The organism is Bacillus sp. PK6-16 (assembly GCF_056530295.1).
On sequence record NZ_CP096511.1, the window covers coordinates 4826075 to 4843814 of the forward strand.

At 35.5% G+C, this 17740-nt stretch carries 19 protein-coding genes; 6 read left to right on the forward strand and 13 right to left on the reverse strand.

Translation table 11 applies throughout. The annotated features are described in order from the left end of the window. The first annotated feature begins 54 nt into the window (after window positions 1-54). Both glsA and M1D66_RS24810 read left to right on the forward strand, forming a co-directional pair. The gene (gene glsA, locus M1D66_RS24805) at window positions 55-984 is read left to right on the forward strand and encodes a glutaminase A (RefSeq protein ID WP_001149864.1); all 930 of its coding nucleotides are present in this window, start codon (window positions 55-57) and stop codon (window positions 982-984) included. A gap of 174 nt (window positions 985-1158) precedes the next feature. Further along, on the forward strand, window positions 1159-1500 hold the full coding sequence (locus M1D66_RS24810) for a DUF3969 family protein (RefSeq protein WP_000766604.1): 342 nt from the start codon (window positions 1159-1161) through the stop codon (window positions 1498-1500). Between the two features lie 22 nt (window positions 1501-1522). On the opposite strand, the gene M1D66_RS24815 is transcribed toward M1D66_RS24810, so the two are convergent. Then, on the reverse strand, window positions 1523-1681 hold the full coding sequence (locus M1D66_RS24815; protein ID WP_000532409.1) for a hypothetical protein: 159 nt from the start codon (window positions 1679-1681) through the stop codon (window positions 1523-1525). A gap of 114 nt (window positions 1682-1795) precedes the next feature. After that, window positions 1796-2407 (reverse strand): sporulation membrane protein YtaF, encoded by a 612-nt coding sequence (gene ytaF / locus M1D66_RS24820; RefSeq protein WP_000100723.1) that lies wholly within the window; start codon window positions 2405-2407, stop codon window positions 1796-1798. A gap of 129 nt (window positions 2408-2536) precedes the next feature. Between ytaF and M1D66_RS24825 the strand changes: the two genes are divergently transcribed. Next, window positions 2537-3190 carry a helix-turn-helix domain-containing protein gene (locus M1D66_RS24825; RefSeq protein WP_001123718.1) on the forward strand — a complete coding sequence of 218 codons (654 nt, stop codon included), beginning with the start codon at window positions 2537-2539 and terminating at the stop codon, window positions 3188-3190. Window positions 3191-3289: 99 nt separating this feature from the next. Here M1D66_RS24825 and M1D66_RS24830 read toward each other — a convergent pair whose 3' ends face one another. The 3 genes from M1D66_RS24830 to M1D66_RS24840 form a co-directional block, all read right to left on the reverse strand. After that, complete coding sequence (locus M1D66_RS24830) at window positions 3290-4612, reverse strand: acetylornithine deacetylase (protein WP_140335703.1); 1323 nt, start codon at window positions 4610-4612, stop codon at window positions 3290-3292. Window positions 4613-4660: 48 nt separating this feature from the next. Next, window positions 4661-6082 (reverse strand): amino acid permease, encoded by a 1422-nt coding sequence (locus M1D66_RS24835; protein ID WP_000981860.1) that lies wholly within the window; start codon window positions 6080-6082, stop codon window positions 4661-4663. 107 nt (window positions 6083-6189) lie between these two features. After that, window positions 6190-6444: a biotin/lipoyl attachment domain-containing protein gene (locus tag M1D66_RS24840; RefSeq protein ID WP_000859480.1), complete on the reverse strand. Its 255-nt coding sequence runs from the start codon at window positions 6442-6444 to the stop codon at window positions 6190-6192. A gap of 274 nt (window positions 6445-6718) precedes the next feature. Between M1D66_RS24840 and M1D66_RS24845 the strand changes: the two genes are divergently transcribed. Next, a complete protein-coding gene (locus M1D66_RS24845) occupies window positions 6719-8122 on the forward strand; it encodes a sigma-54 interaction domain-containing protein (RefSeq protein WP_086411459.1) in 1404 nt (467 codons plus the stop codon). 83 nt (window positions 8123-8205) lie between these two features. Beyond that, a complete protein-coding gene (locus M1D66_RS24850) occupies window positions 8206-8409 on the forward strand; it encodes a hypothetical protein (RefSeq protein ID WP_000063861.1) in 204 nt (67 codons plus the stop codon). Between the two features lie 44 nt (window positions 8410-8453). Here the strand turns inward: M1D66_RS24850 and truA are convergent, their stop codons facing one another. The 6 genes from truA to M1D66_RS24880 form a co-directional block, all read right to left on the reverse strand. After that, window positions 8454-9191, reverse strand: a complete 738-nt coding sequence (truA, locus tag M1D66_RS24855) for a tRNA pseudouridine(38-40) synthase TruA (protein WP_000553118.1) — start codon at window positions 9189-9191, stop codon at window positions 8454-8456. A 56-nt stretch (window positions 9192-9247) separates the two neighbouring features. Further along, window positions 9248-10627 carry a 23S rRNA (uracil(1939)-C(5))-methyltransferase RlmD gene (gene rlmD / locus M1D66_RS24860; protein WP_000615206.1) on the reverse strand — a complete coding sequence of 460 codons (1380 nt, stop codon included), beginning with the start codon at window positions 10625-10627 and terminating at the stop codon, window positions 9248-9250. 10 nt (window positions 10628-10637) lie between these two features. Next, window positions 10638-11501: a DNA-3-methyladenine glycosylase family protein gene (locus M1D66_RS24865; RefSeq protein WP_000269412.1), complete on the reverse strand. Its 864-nt coding sequence runs from the start codon at window positions 11499-11501 to the stop codon at window positions 10638-10640. A 59-nt stretch (window positions 11502-11560) separates the two neighbouring features. Next, on the reverse strand, window positions 11561-12343 hold the full coding sequence (gene pdaA, locus M1D66_RS24870; protein ID WP_000875956.1) for a delta-lactam-biosynthetic de-N-acetylase: 783 nt from the start codon (window positions 12341-12343) through the stop codon (window positions 11561-11563). A gap of 127 nt (window positions 12344-12470) precedes the next feature. Continuing rightward, a complete protein-coding gene (gene fumA / locus M1D66_RS24875; protein WP_000413523.1) occupies window positions 12471-13991 on the reverse strand; it encodes a class I fumarate hydratase in 1521 nt (506 codons plus the stop codon). 206 nt (window positions 13992-14197) lie between these two features. Further along, complete coding sequence (locus M1D66_RS24880) at window positions 14198-14380, reverse strand: SE1561 family protein (protein ID WP_000513558.1); 183 nt, start codon at window positions 14378-14380, stop codon at window positions 14198-14200. Window positions 14381-14593: 213 nt separating this feature from the next. Between M1D66_RS24880 and yfkAB the strand changes: the two genes are divergently transcribed. Then, the gene (gene yfkAB, locus M1D66_RS24885; RefSeq protein WP_000156016.1) at window positions 14594-15721 is read left to right on the forward strand and encodes a radical SAM/CxCxxxxC motif protein YfkAB; all 1128 of its coding nucleotides are present in this window, start codon (window positions 14594-14596) and stop codon (window positions 15719-15721) included. 35 nt (window positions 15722-15756) lie between these two features. On the opposite strand, the gene M1D66_RS24890 is transcribed toward yfkAB, so the two are convergent. Both M1D66_RS24890 and cax read right to left on the reverse strand, forming a co-directional pair. Then, window positions 15757-16554, reverse strand: a complete 798-nt coding sequence (locus tag M1D66_RS24890) for a YfkD famly protein (RefSeq protein ID WP_002083605.1) — start codon at window positions 16552-16554, stop codon at window positions 15757-15759. A gap of 79 nt (window positions 16555-16633) precedes the next feature. Further along, entirely contained in the window at window positions 16634-17689 is a 1056-nt protein-coding gene (cax, locus tag M1D66_RS24895) for a calcium/proton exchanger (RefSeq protein ID WP_000482133.1), read from the reverse strand. Window positions 17690-17740 lie beyond the last annotated feature (51 nt).

The window sequence follows — 17740 nt, forward strand, 5'->3', positions numbered from 1 at the left end:
CGAGCATATCGGGAAAAGTAAACTTAGTTAATTCAAAATAGGAGCGTTGGTACTATGCAGTGCATTGAAACAAACAACTTACAACAGTTGTTAGAACAAGTAAAACCATATACAAAAAAAGGAAAACTTGCTACTTATATCCCCGAACTAGGAAATGCAAATCCAGACGATTTAGGGATTGCCATTTTCCATAAAGAAACAGAATATATCCATGCAGGCAACTCACAAACACTATTTACTCTTCAAAGTATTTCCAAAGTAATTACACTTGCCCTTGCCCTTTTAGAACGTGGTGAAGAATATGTATTTTCTAAAGTTGGAATGGAACCAACGGGTGACCCATTTAATTCTATTATTAAGTTAGAAACAACAAGTCCGTCCAAACCCCTTAATCCAATGATAAATGCAGGAGCATTAGCTATTACAAGCATGTTAGCAGGAAAAGATAACGAGGAAAAAATGGAACGTATTCTTCATTTTGTACGTGAAATAACAGATAATCCTACTATTAATTATTCCTCTAAAGTTGCCGATTCAGAACTAGAGACAGCTTACCTAAACCGTTCACTTTGTTATTATATGAAACAAAACGGAATTATCGATTGTGATATTGAAGAACTTATGGATTTATATACTCGTCAATGCGCAGTTGAAGTAAACTGCATCGATTTAGCACGTATCGGCTTAATTTTTGCAATGGATGGATATGATCCTTATAAAAAGAAACAAATCATCCCTAAACATATTACAAAAATTTGCAAAACATTTATGGTCACATGTGGTATGTATAACGAATCTGGTGAATTTGCAATTCGTGTTGGTATTCCTGCAAAAAGCGGTGTAGCCGGTGGTATTTTTGGCTGCGTAAAAGGAGACATGGGAATCGGTATTTTCGGACCAGCTTTAGATGCAAACGGAAATAGTATTGCTGGTTTTAAAATTCTTGAACTTCTTTCTGCTCAAGAAGGTTGGAGCATTTTTTAATCGCGAGTTATCCTGCTATACTAGCAGGATTTTTTATTTCGTCAAAACCTCACTTTTGTGAGTTATCAATCTTCTTATAAAAACAGTGCTGAAAGTTTCTCTATATCATGCATATTTGTTCCCCCCTCCTGAATAATATAGTACAACCTAGCGCTATATGTGGAGGTGTGAAAGATGAAACTAATATTTCAAATGGGAAAACAACCTGTTCTTGAAAAAACAATCCTTCTTTTTATATTGAGTATTGTAGAAAGCTTGAAGTTAAAAGTTGTTTCACTCGACGAAGCTCACCGATACATATTCAATTTAGAAGTACTTGAATTATTAATGGATCGGAACATCGATGATCAAGTACTTGAACTTATTCATTTCGGGATGGGACTTGAAGACATTTATCACGTGCTTCCTGAAGAACTTGAGCATACGATTGAGGAATTAAAATGGCTTTGCATTCAAGTATTAAGTGAGTACAGTATGCATGAAGAATCGGAACAATTAATTGAAGATATACGGTAAAAAAGCACCTATGTAGGTGCTTTTAATGTTTTTTTAAACTATTTTTATACGCCTCAATATTTACTGGTAGCTCTTCCTCTTCCAAAGTATGTTCATTTACATCTTTATGAATGAACGCACCTTTAGGTGGTTGATGATCATGCCCTTTTTTCTTATGATCAAATGCTTTCCCGCGTCCCATACAAATCCCCCTTTCTTAAAAGAAATCCGTATTAGTATGGAGAAAAGTACGTCGATATATGCAATCCCTTGCTGTATTTCCAAGGAAATACTCGAACCTTGTTTTCTACTCTCCTTACAACAACTGATCGATCCCAATAAGAATTAATAATACTCCTGCGATAATTGTCGCCCATTTCCCTAAGTATTCTGCTAAAAATCGTTTTCCTACATACGCAAAACCACTAATACAAATAAAACTAAACACCCCAGAAATAGTCGCTGTAAGCCAAAGATTTAAATTTGTTATCCCAGCATCAAATCCACCTGCAATATTATTAATAGACAACGCAATCCCTAATACAATTGCTTCTGAAAAACTAATTGTTTTAGAACCATCAAAATCTGCTTTTTCTGGATCACGTAAAATTCCCATAAGTACATTACCATCTTTAGAGCCTACGGTATTTCTTTGCCCCAAGAAAGGCTGGCACAAAATAAACACCCCGATTATCCCTAAAACTATCGCTCCAATCAGGTTTGCTGTAAACTCTGAAATAAATAACGCAATCCAGTTCCCAAAAAATCCAGCTAATAAAGTAAATAAAAACCCAAAAAATGCGATGATAAAATTGTTGAACCACGAAATTCTAATTTTACGAATGCCATATGCAATCCCAACACCTGCATTATCTAAATTAGAAGCAATCCCGATTAAAAAAATTGAAAATAGACCTGCCGTACTCATAAATAGCCACCCCTTTTCCTTACTTTTCCATGCATCTTATGAAAATGTTGAGCAACTGTGCCTGTCTGTTTCATATACATGTAATAAATGCTCAACATTTTTTCAACAATAAAAAGGAGTGCCTTCGCTATGCCTAAAGAAAATCCAAATGAGCGGCTTAGTAGATTAATAAAAAAACTTTTAAAAGAACGTGCCTTATCTATGCGCCAACTCGGAATGCTTACAAATATTGATCCCGCAACAATCTCAAGAATTATGAATGGTAAACAACCGCCAAAACAAAAACACCTACAAAAATTCGCAGAATGTCTGCAAGTTCCACCCCAATTGTTATTTGATGAAATGTATCCTGATTCTCCTCACATTAATAAAGAAAAGACGGATATGTACACATCTCTTGATACAATTCAGCAAACTCTGCAATCCTCTAACTTATTCGATTTCGACTACACAACAACCCGCGTAAAACAAGAACTTGAAAACTATGAACGATATGCTCAAACAACAGAAGGTGAAAAGCGCATTCATGAAAGTTTCGCGAGCAAGTTAGAACAAATTGATAGTGCTGGCCCTTTCATTGAACAATTAACAGATATGTATCAACAATTTTGCAATGAAACGATTCCAAAAGAAGAGCGTGCAGTTCTTGGTGGCGCATTACTGTATTTCATTTTATCGACAGATATTATTCCCGACTATCTCTTTCCAATTGGCTATTTAGATGATGCTATTGCTGTTGAATTAGCAAAAGAGAAATTAATGGAACTAAAACGAAAGACATAGAAAAATAAAGAACTATTTCAGTTGTTTCTATTTAACTCTGAAATAGTTCACTAAAAAATCGTACAAGTATACATACCTGTACGATTTCAACATACTAATCTATTTTTTCATATGACACCATTCATATATAAATGCTGTTATTACTTTTGTAAATTCAATTAACTGCTCTACTTCTACTTTCTCATTTATTGAATGAGCTTCCTCTAATGTGCCTGGTCCGTAAATAACAGCCGGAATATGAAATTCACTAAACCAACCACCATCCGTTACCGTTGCAGACATATCTAAAATTGCGTTTTTAGAAAGAATTGATTCATGTACTGAGCTAAGCGTTTTTACAGCTGTATGTTCACTATCTATTTCTAAAGAAGGGAAAATTTCGCCACGATCCACAATCATTGATTCTCCGCCCCACTTAAATTGTGGTGGATTTTCACTTAGCCATGGATCGGCAGCTGCTACTTTACCGATATACTCTTCAATTTCTTTTATTATTTGTTCATGTGTTTCATTCGGATAAAAGTGCACTGTTATCCATAACCGGCACTCATCCGCAATAAAAGCTGCATGTCTTCCACCCTCAATAACAGCTGGATTAATTGTTGTTGTTCCAGACGGATAGCCTTCATATGTTTTCATAACTGCCCAATGACGCTCTAATTCTTGCAAACTTTGCACAATTTTCATCATTTTTTCAATTGCACTCGCTCCAAATAAACGTCCTCCAGCATGAATCATTTGCCTACGCGTTGCATCATGAAACGTTTGAGGGCTTTTCACAGTAATCCAGCCAGTAATTACGCCGCCCTGTCCTTGCATATGTAAATTACTCGTATCCACTACGACTGCAAAATCAGCATCATAACCTCTTTTGCAGCATTGAAGTGTACCAGCTTCTCCAACTTCTTCTCCAATTACGGATTGAAAGATTAAATCTCCAGGTAATTCAATACCAGCTTCTTGTAATAGCTGAATAGCAAATAGCGCTCCAGCTAGTCCCCCTTTCATATCAGCTGCACCACGTCCAACTAACCAACCATCTTTTATAAATGGCTCAAACGGATTTGTTTCCCACGCCTCATCTGCCGATACTTCAGCTACATCCATATGTCCATTAATAATAAGACTTTTATATGAGTCACTTTTTGCCCCTTTTTTCACACCAACAACGTTCGGATCATTAGGATATACATCCCATTTATCAACACTAAAATTTTGTTCTCTTAGAAACTCTGCAACAAATTGTTGTGCCTCATTTGTATTTCTCGCCGGCGGTGCTGGTGTTTCAAAACGAATTAAATTCTTTGTAAGCTCTAGTAACTCATCTTTTCGTAAATCAATCTGCTCTAATAGCTGTGAAACTTTTTCATTCATCGCTAATTCCCCTTTACATACGTAGTATGTTTCCAACTTTATTTTCACAAAAAAAGAGACTGTTTACAAATCTTACAGTCTCCAAATTAATTCATATTAGAAGCTCTCTACTTCCGTCGTATTTGTCTTTTCAATATGTTCTACTTTACGTGCCTTATTTCTTGTCGCACGGTAAAACAGTAAACAAACAATCATAAATGGAATTCCGCAATACAATGCCATTCTTTGTTCTGGAATAAAGGCCATACCAATAATTACTGTTACATTTAATACTAGTGCAAGCAGTGGTACGAATGGATACAGAGGTGTTTTAAATTTCAATTCTTTCACATCCCCGCCCTGCTTTATGTATGACCTCCTAGCTAATAAGTTAGATAGAGCAATAGATGCCCAAACTAATATCGCCCCGAACCCGGCAATAGAAAGTAGCCATAAATAAACTGTATCTTCCGCATAAATACCTGATAGTAATGAAAGGCAACCTACAATTGTACTTACAATCAATGCATAAATAGGAACACCGTTTTTAGATAACTTACCAAAAATCGGACTAATCATTCCTTGATTAGACATAGACCATAGCATACGAGAAGTTGCATATAATCCTGAATTCGCAACGGATAGCACTGCTGTAATGATAACAAAATTTATAATATCTGCTGCATAAGGAATACCAATTTTATCAAATACAACTACAAATGGACTTTCTATTACTCCTGCTTGTTGCCAAGGGAATAGTCCAGCAAGAATAAAAATAGATAGTACAAAGAAAACAAGTATACGCCAAACTGTATTGTTAATTGCCTTCGGGATTGTTTTCTCTGGATTTTCACTCTCACCTGCTGCAATACCGACTAGTTCCGTTCCTTGGAAAGAAAAATTAACTGCAATCATCGTAATTAAAATAGCTGATAATCCATTTGGGAACAATCCACCATAATCAGTAAAACTAGAGAACATCGGTGCTGGTTCATTTCCTTTCATATCTAGAAAACCAAACATTGCTGCCCCGCCCAAAATAATAAATGCAATGATCGTAATTACTTTAATACTTGCAAACCAAAATTCAACTTCCGCAAAACTTCTTGAAGATAACGCATTAATAGCAAAGAGGAGTAACGCAAACACTACGCACCAAATCCATGAAGGTACATCTGGAAACCATCGCTTCATTAAAATACTAACTGCAATTAGTTCAATCCCTATCGTAGCTGACCAGTTTAACCATGACATCCATCCAACTACATAACCCGCTGCAGGGGAAATATGCTTCGTAGCATACGTTTGATAAGATCCTGCGTCAGGCATTGCAACAGCTAACTCTCCAAGACAGAGCATCGTTAAATACATAACAAATCCTCCAACAAGATATGCTACAATCGCTCCTCCAGGCCCAGCTTCATGAATTGTATACCCAGATCCTAAAAAAAGACCGGTACCAATAACGCCTCCAAGTGCAATCATAAATATGTGCCTGCTTTTCAATTCTCTTTTTAATCCTTGATTTTGATTCATCATATAAATCCCCCCCTTTTCACTTTGTAAACCCATTTAATGTAAGCGTTTTTAAAATTATTCACCGTAAAAATAATGATTTAAAAGAGCAAAAATACACGTCACTTACATTAATCACTGCCTGTTACTAAAAGGTCATCCCTTACTGTTATTAATAACTTTTGATCAGCAATAGCTTGTCCTTCTACTACTTCTAATGATTCAATATAACCACTGATCCCTATCTTAATTTCTACTTTCTGTTTATCTATTGTTTCAATTAATGCTAATTTCTCCCACTCGTATACGTAAGAACTTTCCGTAACAAATAACTTCTCTACTTTCCCGTAACAAGGACTATACACGCATTCTATAACCGTCTTCACTTTATACACTCCTCCTTCTTATTAGTTGGTACTGAAACGTTGCATATCCCTCCTTTAGATATATCAATTATTATTTATGCAAAATGCGTACCAATCTCCAATTCCTATTTAAAATGAAGATTTCTCAAAAAAAAAACTTCATAACCGCAAAATTTTTCTATCATTTCAGAGATTTTAAAAGGAAAATAGCAAAAAATTTTTGCGATTTTATAAGAATTTTAATAAAATTATAAAAAGTCAGTCTTCATAGGGTGGAATGAGGAGAAGATAATCTATGCGTACAGAAGAAATTAATTTAAAACAGATCATTGAAATGAATATGCTATATGAAACTTTACTCAATGAACTCGACATCGGAATTCATATTATTAATGAGGAAAGTAAGACGATTATCTATAACCGCAAAATGATGGAAATTGAATCAATGGAGCGCTCAGATGTGCTATATAAAAGTCCTTTAGAAGTATTCGCATTTGAAGAAAATAAAAATAGTACTCTTATAGAGGCATTAAAATTTGGAAAAACAAAGAAAAATATAAAACAAACGTATTTTAACAATAAAGGACAAGAAATTACAACGATTAACGATACTTTCCCTATAATAGAAAATGGAAAAATTAAAGGCGCTATTGAAATATCAAAAGAAATTAGTAACTTAAAGCAAACGATAAAAATAGGTCCTTCTCGAAAACAAAGCACTAAATTTACCTTTGATCACATAATTGGTGATTCTGAAGCCATTCAATCAATCATTACAGAAGGAAAAAGAGTAATTCGTACATCTTCCTCCATACTTCTAGTAGGAGAAACAGGCACTGGTAAAGAACTATTTGCACAAAGCATCCATAATGAAAGTCAGCGTTCAACAAAACCCTTTATTTCACAAAACTGTGCCGCTATACCTGATACCTTAATGGAAAGCCTACTATTTGGCACAAATCGAGGTGCCTTTACAGGAGCAATAGATAAATCAGGCTTATTCGAAGAAGCAAACGGAGGAACTTTGTTATTAGATGAAATCAATTCATTAAGCCCAATACTTCAAGCTAAGTTGCTGCGGGCTATACAAGAAAAAACAATACGAAGAATCGGAGGTACACACGAAAAAGAAATTGATGTTCGCATTATAGCAACTATCAATGAAGATCCCTTTGAAGCCATCACACATAATCGATTAAGAGAAGACTTATATTACCGATTAAGCGTCGTTACTTTATGTCTTCCGCCTTTACGTGAAAGAAAAGAAGATATTCCAGCTCTTGTTCAGCACTTTATTGAAAAATATAATACTCAATTCGGGCTCAACGTAACCGATGTAGATGTAAATGTAAGAGAATTTTTCTATGCATACGATTGGCCTGGAAACGTACGGGAGTTGGAACATATAATTGAAGGTTCCATGAACTTGATAGAAGATGAAACCATCATTACAGCGTTTCATCTTCCTACTCGCTTTCGCGAACGAATAAAAACAGAATTCAATATGCAACATGCACTAACTAATCACAATACTGATGCACCTAAAACTTTAAAACACACAATAGAAAAAATGGAAAAGAACTACATTAACCAAATTCTTAAAGAGAATCATGGCAACATCTCACAAGCTGCAAAATTTTTAGGATTAAGTAGGCAAAACTTACAATATCGAATTAAAAAACTGCATTTACACATATGAAATAAACATGTCTCCAAGTGCAAAAACAACTTGGTAAAATATGTTATAATAAACATATAACATGCTAGAAAGGGGCTATATATATGAGTAATGATAAAAAATTAAAGTTGTTACAATACTTATACTTTTTCCCTGCCATGCTCTGTATGATGTTATTCATTAATGCCGATGTAAGCAGCTCTCCTTATGCAAAGCTATTAGGAACAATTTTTGGCTCCTTTGCAGCTATTATGCTTGCTGCTTTTTGGAATTTAAAGCTACGTATAAAAAACGAAAAATCTTCGTAATACTAAAAAAATCGAGCTACTTAGCCCGATTTTTTTATTTGCCATTAAAACTCAACATTCTCTAAATACAACCCACTTGCCTCAGCAAGACAATTAATTTGATTGCGCTGCTTTTCCTCTAAAATGTTTGGAATTGCTTCAGCATCTAATTGTCCTAATCCAACTTCAATTAATGCCCCGACAATTTTTCTTACCATATTATGAAGGAAGCCGTTACCACTTACTCTAATTTGTACAAACCCTGCCTCTTCCATCACATCAAGTGTATATACTTCTCGAACCATAGATTTTTTCTTTGATTTCGCATTTGAAAAAGCAGTAAAGTCATGTGAACCAACTAAATGTTTTGCAGCTGCTTTCATGCTTTTCACATTTAATTTTTTATTCACATGCATGCTGTATTTACGCATAAATGGATTTGTATGCTCTTCATTCCAAATTTTATACAGATATGTTTTTGCTTTAGAATTGTAACGAGCATGGAAACGATCGTGTACTTCTTCCACATTCGTAATGCTAATATCGTTAGGTAAATATTGATTTAAATATTTTTTCACTTTATGTTCCACTAACTTCTCATCACTTTGAAAGTTAGCAACTTGATTCAAAGCATGTACACCAGCGTCTGTTCTACTACAACCGATAATTTCAATTTCTTTTCCGACCATTTCAGATATGACACTTTCGATTTTTCCTTGAATCGTATTATCGTTATTACCAAGACGTTGCCATCCTTTAAAACGTGCACCATCGTACTGAATCGTTAATTTATAATTATGCATAATATTCTCCTTCATAGAAAATATTCCCTCATACCATGAGGGAATATTAATAAACTTTACTTTCTAACAAGCTTCACTACATTTTCTACGTGAGCTGTATGCGGGAACATATCAACTGGTTGCACATACTCCACTTCATAGCTCTTCATTAATGCTTGTACATCACGTGCTAATGAAGAAGGATTACAAGACACGTACACAACTTGTTTCGGCTTCACTTTTAAAATTGTTTCCAGTAATTTATCATCGCAACCTGTACGTGGTGGGTCGACAACAATTACATCTGGACGCCATCCTTCTTTTACCCATTTCGGTAACCATTGTTCAGCTTTACCTGCTTCATATTTCGTATTTGTAAATCCGTGACGCTTTGCATTTTTTCTTGCATCTGCAATTGCTTCTGGAATCACATCCATACCACGTACTTCCGCTGCATCATTTGCAAGCCAAAGACCGATTGTACCAACACCACAGTACGCATCCACAATCTTCTCGTTTCCTGTTAACGCAGCTGCTTTTTTCGCTTCATTATACAAAACAACTGTTTGCTCTGGATTCAACTGGAAGAATGCACGTGCTGATAATTCAAATGATAAATCGCCAAGTGTTTCTTGAATGACTTCTTTTCCAGCTAATTTAAATGTTTTGTCGCCAAAAATAACCGATGTTTTACGCCAGTTTACATTTTGCATAATTGATTTAACCGCTGGCATCTGTTTTTGTACTTCTGCAATAAATTGTTCTTTATTTGGTAATTCTTCTTTTGTTGTAATAAGTGTAACTTGTACTTCCCCTGTTTGAACTGCAGTACGTGTTACAATTGTGCGTACTAAACCTTTTTGTTTTTTCTCATTGTAAATAGAAACATTTAATTTTTCTAAAATACGTCTTACAACTTTTGTCGCTTCATTCGTTGCTTTATGTTGAATCATACAGTGAGCGATATCAATTAACTGATGTGAGTTTTGTTTATACAGCCCTGTAATAACCTTTTCGTCTTTACGCCCCACTTGTAATTGACTCTTATTACGATAATGCCATGGATTTTCCATGCCAAGCGTTGGGCGAATTTTCTCTTCCATACTATTTTTCATGTACTTCTCAAATGCTTGTACAACGATATCACGCTTTTGATTCAATTGTTCTTTATAATCTAAATGTTGCAGCTGACAACCGCCACACTCCTCATATACTGGACACGGTGCTTTCACACGATGCGGTGAAGCTTTACGAACTTTTTTCACTTTCGCTTCAGCGAAGCCACGCTGAATTTTCGTTGTTTCTGCAACAACTTCTTCTCCTGGTAATGCCCCTGGAATGAAAACAACTTGTCTCTTAAAATAACCAACGCCTTCTCCGTTAATCCCAAGACGTTTAATTGTCACAGGAAACGTTTGACCAACTTCCAACTTACTCTCATGTTGCTTTTGTATCATTATTACACCTCTACTCTATACTTTTCCATAAATATAACGCTGCATAACTGCAGTATGGTTCACACTCTTGTTTCACTTTTTCTAAAAATGCATCATCAGGTTTATCATCTAATTGAAATATACCTTGCACTGCACGTTGAATCCCAATGTCCGCTTTCGGGAACATATTTTTCCGTCCAAGCCCAAACATTAAAAAGTTTTGCACTGTCCATGCACCAATTCCCCTAATTGGCAACAATTGTGCTGAAATGTCTTCTTCCGTCCCATTTTCTATACTCGCTAAATTTAATGTACCACTGACAATACTTCGACCTAATCCTACTATATATTCAGCCTTTCGCTGACTAAACTTCTGCTCTCTCAATTCTTCTATTGAAATATTTGCTACTATTTCCGGAGTGGGGAAAAAGAATACACCGTTCTTCTCTGTTCCATACCGTTTCACAAATTGTTCTGTTAACACAGTAGCAAATTTCAAATTTATTTGTTGGTGAATGATACAGCGAAGCAGACAAGCAAAATAATCAAATTCTAAAATAATTGGAGTATAAGCATATGTTTCAAATAGTGGACGTAATGATGTGTTTAAAAAATGATTTTGTATATCTTGAAACGGTTCATTCCAATGAAAAATGGCCCTCATTCGTTTCATGACTTTCTCTGGATCTCCTGTCTGACTAGAAATCCAAAACTGTGGATTTTGAACAGTACCAATCCCTTGTAAGCGAACAACAACCTGTTCCTCGTCTATACAAAGCGGGATATAAATAACTTTCTCATCTAATTGAATGACGTTAAGAGGATCAAAAGCTAAACGTTTTAATACTTCTTCAAAATGATACGGATACTCTAACGTAACATGCTCGCTCCACATACGTTTCCCCATCCTTTTTACACATCATTATAGCATGAGAAAACCGTAAGCATACATGCTTACGGTTGATTGCCTTTTACTAAGTCATCTAGACTTTTAAAATGATACCCTTTCTCGCGCAAATCATCAATGATTTTTGCAAGTGCTTCTGCATTATCTTTTGATATTGCATGAAGTAATAAAATAGATCCTGGATGAATCATCGTCATAACATTATTATGCGCATATTGCCATCCTCTTTGCTGATCCACTTTCCAATCCAAAAATGCAAGTGACCAAAATACATTATAATAGCCCATTTCTTTCGTAAGAGCTAACGTTCTTTCACTAAATACACCGCGCGGAGGACGTACATATTTCACTTCTTTTTGCCCAGTTACTTTTTTAATTTCTTCCGTTACACTCGTTAATTCTTCACGAAGTTTCTCATCATTTACCGCTGTAAAATCAGGATGACTCCAAGAATGGTTTCCAATAATGTGTCCTTCATCCTTCATTCTTAACAATAAATCTTTTTGCGTTTTAATGTAATGCCCCGTTACAAAGAAAGTTGCTGGTACTTTTTTCTCTTTTAATACATCTAATATTTTCCCTGTGTATCCATTCTCATATCCATTATCAAATGTTAAATAAATATCTTTTTTCTTCGTATCTCCTAAATAAAACCCGCCATTTTTTTGTAGTAAATCTGTATATAACTTTCCTGCATCTGGTACTGTTTCATTTTTAGGACGCGGGATTCCCCAGTTATGTGGAGTATTTGTATAAGCCAGTGCTGAAACTGGAACAAGTGCCATCATAATTGAAAAAATGAGACCGATATATAACCATTTATATTTCATAAATAGTCTCCTTTCCATATATAATCGTACTTGTAGTTTCTGTTGCTACGCATTCTTTCATGCTGAACATGTTTTTCTATATATACCAAAAAAATGCATCTCGAATCATTCGAGATGCATTTTTTATTTACTTAAATACTGGCTCTTTAAAGCTAGCTAATTTTTCAAGTGATGTTTTATCAACATCTGCATGTAAGCTATTACCATGCGAGTCCATCGTTACAACTGCTTTAAACCCGTCGATACGTAAATGCCACATTGCTTCTGGAATACCAAATTGTAAGAAATCAACATCTTTCACTTCTTTAATACATTCAGCATAATATTGCGCTGCACCACCGATTGCGTTTAAATATACACCGCCGTGTTCTTCTAAAGCCGCTAATGTTTTCGCACCCATACCGCCTTTTCCAATGACAGCGCGAATACCGAATTTCTTCATAATATCGCCTTGGTACGGTTCTTCACGAATACTTGTCGTTGGACCTGCCGCTTTAATTTGCCAATTGTCATTTTCATCTTTCACAACAACTGGACCACAGTGGTAAATAATTTGTCCATTTAAATCTACTGGACAATCATTATCCATTAAATGCTTATGGATTGCGTCACGACCTGTATACATCATGCCATTAATTGTTACAACATCACCAACGCGAAGTTCACGAATTTGCTCTTCTGTAATTGGTGCTTGTAATACAATCTCACGTTGCTCTGTTTTTTCTTGTACTTCATGCTGAAGTGTATCTTCACCTTCTTGATATAGCCAATCCATAATGTCTCCTGTTTCAGGATGGATTTTCACACCAAGGCGACGATATGCCCAGCAATTATACGCAACAGATACATAGAAACTAGCTGGCAAACGATTATAGACGCCAATTTTACAACCAAGTAAAGTTGTTTCTCCGCCAAATCCCATCGTACCAATGCCAAGCTTATTCGCATTTTCTAATACGTACTCTTCAAGATGTTGTAACTCTGGTACTGGATTGACATCATCTAATGTACGGAATAATTGATTTTTTGCTAATTCATAACCTGATGTGCGGTCTCCCCCGATACCAACACCAATTACACCAGCGCTACATCCTTGCCCTTGTGCTTGATATACTGCATGAAGAAGGCATTTACGAATCCCTTCTAAATCACGGCCAGCTCGTCCAAGCCCTTCTAGTTCACACGGTAAGCTATATTGAATATTTTTATTCTCACAGCCACCACCTTTTAGGATTAAACGTGCATCAATATAATCTTTTTCCCATTGTTCAAACTTAATCACCGGTGTACCTGGTCCTAAATTATTTCCACTATTATCTCCAAAAAGAGAATCAACAGAATTGGGACGAAGTTTACCATCTTTTGTCGCCCGCTCAAGCGCATTATAGATAGCTTCCTTCAACTTTAATTGATTCACACCAACTGGTGTATAAATTTTAAACGTTGGCATCCCTGTATCTTGGCAAATCGGCGAGATGTTATCATCAGCCATTTTAATATTATTTGTAATTGTGCCAAGTGCCATCGCAGAACGAGTCCCTGCATTTTCTCGCTCTTTCGCTTGTTGAATCGCACGACGAACATCTTTCGGTAAGTTCGTTGACGTTTCAACAATTAGTTGATACATGCTTTCTTGAAGCTTTTCCATTGTTACTTCCCCCTCAATTGTGAACGCTACCAAAACGTTATGAGCTGAAAATTCAATTGTTATGCTCTTTAGCTATTTATTTGTTTCACGCTATTAGAGCATAAATGAAATTTTTCACAACTTGATTATACCTCTTTTTCTATCGTCCTTCTATTACCCGAACAGAAAAAGGCTACCAAATTGGAATTGGTAGCCTTTTTAATATATTATTCGTCTTTTTTAAATTGCTCACATTTTAATTCTAATTCATCTAACATTGCAAGAAGACGATCTACATCTTCTAATTCTACTTCTTCAGGTTCAATTGTATCAATTACTTCAATGAACATATTTAAACGTTCTTTTAAATATACTAATTGTGTATCTTTATCTTGAATTGCTTTTCCCATGAAGGCACTCTCCTTTTAATTCGAGTTGCTTTTATTATACCGCAAAAACGATTGCTATGGGCATGAAATTTCATCAATTTTGTCACAGTCATCCACTATAATGTAAGCCCTCTCTTTTTCCATGCTAAAAAGTTTCACTTTATAAAAAGCACATATTCTTCTATTATAGAGAATGGACAAATTGTTATTTCAATAGTCAAAGGAGTATTTCATATGACGATATCACAAAAAATGAAGCCGATTACTCCTTCTTACGATCCATGGGAAGCGTATATGGACCTTGAAGAGTACGGCAAACTACTATTAACAAATGTTGAATTTACAACAACGACGTTATGCAACATGCGCTGTGAGCATTGCGCTGTTGGTTACACGTTACAGCCGAAAGACCCAAATCCGCTTCCGATGGATCTTTTATTAAAACGATTAGATGAGATTCCTCATTTACGTTCTTTAAGTATTACTGGCGGCGAACCTATGCTTTCAAAAAAATCCGTCGACAACTATGTAACACCACTCTTAAAATATGCCCATGAACGAGGCGTTCGCACTCAAATCAACTCTAACTTAACTATAGATTTAGCACGTTACGAACAGATTATTCCTTATTTAGACGTATTGCATATATCTCATAACTGGGGAACAATTGATGACTTCGTTGAAGGCGGATTTGCAATGATGGAGCGTAAGCCTACTTACGAACAACGTGCAAAATTATTCGAAAGAATGATTACAAATAGTAAGGCTCTATCAGATGCAGGTGTACTTGTATCGGCCGAAACAATGCTAAACAAAAGAACTCTACCACATATTGAACATATTCACCGCCAAATCGTCGAAGAGATGGGCTGTAAACGTCATGAAGTTCATCCAATGTATCCAAGTGACTTCGCGAGTAATCTAGAGATTTTAACAAAAGCTGAAATTCGTGATGCGATTGAACATTTACTAGAAATTCGCGATGAAAATGTATGGATGCTATTTGGAACTTTACCTTTCTATGCTTGTAGCGATGACGAAAAAGACATAGCTACATTTAAAAAATTGCAAGAGAGCAAAAATGTAACTGTTCGTAATGATCCAGATGGCCGTTCTCGTTTAAATGTAAATATTTTCGATGGAAATATTATTGTGACGGACTTTGGTGATGTTCCACTTCTAGGAAACATACAAACAAACACATTACAAGAAGCGTATGAAAAATGGAGCACTTCAAAAACAGCAAAATCATTAAGCTGCCACTGTCCTGCAGTAAAATGTCTTGGACCAAATGTTCTTGTAAAAAACAGCTACTATCCGACAGAAGATTTCTTATCAAAAACAGCAAACATTACATTATAAAAAAAACGTCAGCTTATAAGCTGACGTTTTTTATGTTATTGCGAGTGAGAAGAAGAAATAAATTTAAAAAACAAATGATCATGAATTGGAATTGCCGCTCCAATTCCTTGAGAAGTAATATTTTTCACAACAAGTCTTTTTTGATTTCCCTTTAATACAAGATACACTTCTCCAAATGTTACTTTTCCCTTTTCATTTACTGCTGGTGTATAAGCGTATAAATATCCAAGTTGACTCGGACTAATATTATACACACGCTCATGTCCAGTACCATAACCAATAGTTGTCTTAAACGAAAGAGGTAATTGTACTTTTTCAAGTGCTTTGAGAAGCATCATTTTTTTCACATCTGCAGCATCTTTCATATCTGCTGTTAAATCGCCTTCAACCGTCTTTTGTGTTTCTTGCTTATAGCGAAGTGGATATAAACGGTCTCCTCCGCGATTATCATACACATTTCGATTCACTTGTTTATATTCCCAATTAATCGATGTGTCTACTGATTCATAATGTAAGGCCCATTGACCTAAATAAATTTTTGCCCGATACCCTACTGCAAGTGGCGCATTTGAAATTGTCGTTTCATTAAACATCCGAATTAAGTCTGGATTTTCAATTTTAATATTAGCCGTTTTCAATAGCTCTTGAGCAAATTTACTTGGTTGTAAACGTGGCAAATCTTGCGCATCATTTGGAAATGTATTGTCTTTTGAAATATTTAAAACAGATGAAGGCATTTTTGTTCCTACTGTTGTCTTTGCAAAACTCATGTTAGGAAATAATAAAATAAACGAGACCATAGTTGAAAGACATATGCTGTATACTCGTTTCACCTGTCTGGCTCCTTCCTATGTAGGTATATATACTACTTCGTTTATTGTTTTCTCTGAGCGCAATTGTTATGCCTATTTTTCATAATAAATAAAAACCAATTCCCATAATGACATACGCCGCTAGTAAAGTGCCTCCTTCAAACCAGTTTGTATCTCCATCATTGGAAATCGCAATCGTTAAGAAAACGGCTGTAATCATAGACACAAGTTCTGGTATGGTAAATACTAAAGGCATCCTTTGCGCGAAGAACATAGATAGTAATACTAATACAGGAGCAACAAACATGGCGATTTGTAATGTAGAGCCTATTGCAATTTCAACTGCAATATTTACTTTATTTTTATAAGCCATAATAATTGCAGACGCATGTTCCGCTGCATTCCCAACAATTGCAACGATAATAACCCCTATAAATAACTCTGACCAGCCAAATGACTTTGCAACAGTTTCAAAAGTATGCACGAGTGCCTCTGACACATAAGCTACCGCTAGTGTTGCTATTGCTAAAATAAGGAGCGCCTTCCCTTTCGACCACTCTGGCTCTTCTTCATGCGCTACTTCGTCACTTTTATGTTGATATACACCACGGTGCGTAACTAACTTAAATAGTAATGCAGCAAGGTACATGATAATCATAATAATAGAAACACCTATACTTAATTGATACGTCTTGCCAGCGTCCATCTTCATTGAAAAGATCTCTGGAATAACAAAGGCCACAACAACAGCAAATATTAATAAAGCTGAATTATGCCTTGCATCATATACATTAAAACTTTGTCTTTTGTATTTAAGACCTCCAACAAAGAAAGATAACCCTCCTACTAATAATAAATTTCCAAGTACAGAACCCGTTAAAGAAGCTAACACCACTTCAATTAACCCTGCTTGAAGTGCAAAAATTGAAATGATAAGTTCAACAGCATTACCGAAAGTAGCATTTAATAATCCGCCTATTCTAGGACCAGAAACAATTGCTAGACTCTCTGTTGCTCTACCCATAAAACCAGCTAATGCGATAATCGTAATACAATACACAGCGAACATAATTGTTTCTGGCCAATGAAGTGTTTTTCCAAGTACAGATAGTGGTACACCTATAAGCGCTACTATAAGAAATATTTTATTAAACATGCTTTTCATCCTTCCATCGTATGTATTTCTCCTCAATATTATTATTATTCT